Below are 3,169 nucleotides of genomic sequence, written 5' to 3'. Positions count from 1 at the left end.
GCGGAGGCTGTTTCTCGAAGAGGTACCGGCGTTGACCGCGCAGTCCACTGCGGGCGAACACCCCCCGACACGTCCCCTTGCCGCCGTACGACGGGACTGCGGGGGCCTTTCGACGTCCACCTCTTGGCCGACCGAGTCGGGCGGTGGGTGGGCATAGGACCGGGGGTCTGGGGGCGGAGCCCCCAGGGGCGGTCACCTCTTGGCCTACCGAGTCGGGTGGGGGTGCGTCGGGTTGGGGGCTCTCGAACATCTGCGCGTCAGGGGATAGCCTCCGGCCATGGGAAACGGGCAGTGGTACCCACCGGAGTGGCCTGACCGTATCCGCGCCCTCGCGGACGGCACGCTGACTCCGGTCGGTCCCAAACGCGCGGCCACCGTCATGCTCCTGAAGGACACCGCCGAGGGCATCGCCGTCCACATGTTGCGCAGACGCGCCTCGATGGCCTTCGCCGGTGGCGCGTACGCCTACCCCGGCGGCGGGGTGGATCCCCGTGACGACGACCGTCACGTCCGCTGGGCGGGCCCTACGCGCGCGTGGTGGGCCGGCAGGCTCGGTGTGGGTGAGACGGAGGCCCAGGCGATCGTCTGCGCCGCCGTGCGGGAGACGTACGAGGAGGCGGGCGTCCTGCTCGCCGGCCCCGCCCCGGACTCCGTGGTCGGCGACACGACCGGCGAGGACTGGGAGGCCGACCGTGCCGCCCTGGTCGACCGTGAGCTGTCCTTCGCCGAGTTCCTGGAGCGGCGGGGACTCGTTCTGAGGTCGGACCTGCTGGGTGCCTGGACGCGCTGGATCACCCCCGAGTTCGAGAGCCGGCGCTATGACACGTGGTTCTTCGTCGCCGCCCTCCCGGCAGGCCAGCGCACGCGCAACGCCTCCACGGAGGCCGACCGCACCGTGTGGATCCGCCCCGAGGACGGGGCAGAGTCGTACGACAAGGGCGAGCTGCTGATGATGCCGCCCACGATCGCGACACTGCGCCAGCTGAGCCCGTACGGCAGTGCCGGGGACGCCCTTGCCGCCGCGCCGGACCGTGATCTGACGGCCGTCCTGGCGAAGGCACGCCTTCAGGGTGACCGGATCGTGCTGTCCTGGCCGGGGCACGACGAGTTCACCAAGCACATCCCGACCGACCTCCCGACCGGTGGAGCCCCCGCATGACGGACGCAGCAGCCCTTCCCGGTCAGCCTCGGGGCGCGGTCCTCTCGGGGCCCGCCACCGAGCGCGCCGTCAACGTCCTCGCGCCGAACCCCTCCGCGATGACCCTGGACGGCACGAACACCTGGATCGTGGCCGAGCCCGACTCCGAACTCGCCGTCGTGATCGACCCCGGACCGCTGGACGACGGCCATCTCCGCAATGTCGTCGGCATGGCCGAGAAGGCGGGCAAGCGCGTCGCGCTCACCCTGCTCACCCACGGGCACCCGGACCACGCGGACGGCGCCGCCCGCTTCGCCGAGCTGACCGGCACGAAGGTGCGCGCCCTGGACCCCGCGCTGCGGCTGGGGGACGAGGGGCTGGGCGCCGGGAACGTGATCCGGGTCGGCGGGCTGGAGCTGAGGGTCGTATCGACTCCCGGACACACCGGGGACTCGCTGTGCTTCCATCTCCCGGCCGATCGGGCGGTCCTGACCGGTGACACGGTCCTGGGGCGCGGCACGACCGTGGTGGCGCACCCGGACGGCCGGCTGGGCGACTACCTGGACTCCCTGCGGCGGCTCAGGTCCCTGACGGTCGACGACGGCGTCCACACGGTGCTCCCGGGGCACGGGCCCGTCCTGGACGACGCCCAGGGTGTCGTCGAGTTCTACCTCGCCCACCGCGCCCACCGCCTCGCCCAGGTCGAGACGGCCGTGGAGAACGGCTACCTCACCCCGTCCGAGGTCGTCGCGCACGTGTACGCCGATGTGGACCGCTCCCTGTGGCCCGCGGCCGAGTTGTCCGTGCGGGCGCAGATGGAGTACCTGCAGGAGCATGGTCTGATCTAGGCGGTGTTCCTGGATCCGGTAGCGCCGCCTAGATCAGGCCGCCCCTTCGGGGCGTGGTGTTTTGACGCCGTGCACGCGCGCGTACTCCTCGGCCAGCCATGGGCCCAGGTCGTCCACGTAGGAGCGCAGCACGGCCGGGTCGCCGGTCGGCTCGTAGCCGAGGGTCGCCGCCGAGCGCAGGTGTGCCGCCCGCTCGGGGTAGTACGCGCCGAACGCCTGCGCCATCTCTCGCAGGTCGCTCGTCCAGCCGTTCCAGCGGGGCATGACGAGGGTGAAGCCGGTGCGGACCAGGTGGCGGGACATGAAGCGGACCAGGGGGCGGCGGGCTTCGTCCGTGTCGGCGGCGGCGGCGATACGGTTCCGCCAGCGGGGCAGGCGCAGGGCCAGGTCACCGTTGGTCTCGCGGGCTAGCCGGGAGTCGAGGCGATAGCGCGGGAGGTACTCGGCGAGGTCCTCGCCCAGCAGGGGAGTGCAGAGACAGGCCACGAACCAGCCCAGGTCGTGGCGCTCCAGGTCGCTCAGCACCTGTGCCCGGCCGTACAGCTGCGTCCCGGACCCGTCGATCTGCGGGAACTCCTCGTCCAGCGCCTCGTCGAGGGCGAGGGCGCCGTCCCGGTCCTTCCGCGTCGGTTCCTCGCGGAGGACGACCAGCAGGTCCAGGTCGCTGCGCCCCACGCGCGCGGTGCCGCGTGGGATCGACCCGTAGAGGTATGCGCTGTGCAGCTGTGTCCCGAAGGTGTCGAGCAACCTGTCGCGGGCGGCGGTCACGACCGGGCGGAAGGGGGCGGTGACGCTGCCCGGCGAGCCCTCACGTGCCATGTAGCCCTGCGCGTCGAGTCCCTTGGCGGGGAGGGGGAGGGGGAGGGGGAGGGGGAGGGGGAGGGGGACTACGGGTTCGGCCATGGGGTCGATGGGGTCCATGAGGGACACTGTGCCGTCACGGTGGGGCCTGGGCCGCTCATTTACGGCTCAGGGGCCTCGGCCACGGCTCAGGGCCTCTGACCATGGCTCAGGGGCCCTGAGCCATGGTCAGGGCTTCCACCATTGAGGGCTCTACGGCGCCGGGGCAGCCGTACGCACGGACGTGGGGCCGTCTCCCGGGGGGAGGGGCCACATCCAGGCGGGTGGGGTGGCTGAAAACTGTGTCCGCGTGGGAGTTTCGCGAGTCGTTCCCCCCCCCGCA

Annotated in this window: 3 protein-coding genes; 2 read left to right on the top strand and 1 reads right to left on the bottom strand. The window is 72.3% G+C overall.

The annotated features are described in order from the left end of the window. Positions 1-277: 277 nt before the first annotated feature. Together ACZ5VD_RS36225 and ACZ5VD_RS36220 are read left to right on the top strand one after the other, a co-directional pair. Entirely contained in the window at positions 278-1,159 is an 882-nt protein-coding gene (locus tag ACZ5VD_RS36225) for an NUDIX hydrolase (RefSeq protein WP_468684742.1), read from the top strand. After that, on the top strand, positions 1,156-1,986 hold the full coding sequence (locus ACZ5VD_RS36220) for an MBL fold metallo-hydrolase (RefSeq protein ID WP_468552979.1): 831 nt from the start codon (positions 1,156-1,158) through the stop codon (positions 1,984-1,986). The genes ACZ5VD_RS36225 and ACZ5VD_RS36220 overlap by 4 nt, the downstream gene beginning before the upstream one ends. Before the next feature lie 33 nt (positions 1,987-2,019). Here ACZ5VD_RS36220 and ACZ5VD_RS36215 read toward each other — a convergent pair whose 3' ends face one another. Next, a complete protein-coding gene (locus ACZ5VD_RS36215; RefSeq protein ID WP_468684745.1) occupies positions 2,020-2,889 on the bottom strand; it encodes a nucleotidyltransferase domain-containing protein in 870 nt (289 codons plus the stop codon). Between the last annotated feature and the right edge of the window lie 280 nt (positions 2,890-3,169).

It is taken from the genome of Streptomyces sp. NPDC032822 (assembly GCF_055578825.1).
The sequence above is the reverse complement of the archived record's forward strand: the minus strand, read 5'-3'. Positions and strand labels throughout refer to the sequence as shown.

What these genes read in the sequence shown, in the direction of transcription:
- ACZ5VD_RS36225 (WP_468684742.1), top strand. Translation starts at nt 278, where the DNA reads ATGGGAAACGGGCAGTGGTACCCACCGGAGTGGCCTGACCGTATCCGC.
- ACZ5VD_RS36220 (WP_468552979.1), top strand. Translation starts at nt 1,156, where the DNA reads ATGACGGACGCAGCAGCCCTTCCCGGTCAGCCTCGGGGCGCGGTCCTC.
- ACZ5VD_RS36215 (WP_468684745.1), bottom strand. Translation starts at nt 2,889, where the DNA reads ATGGCCGAACCCGTAGTCCCCCTCCCCCTCCCCCTCCCCCTCCCCCTC.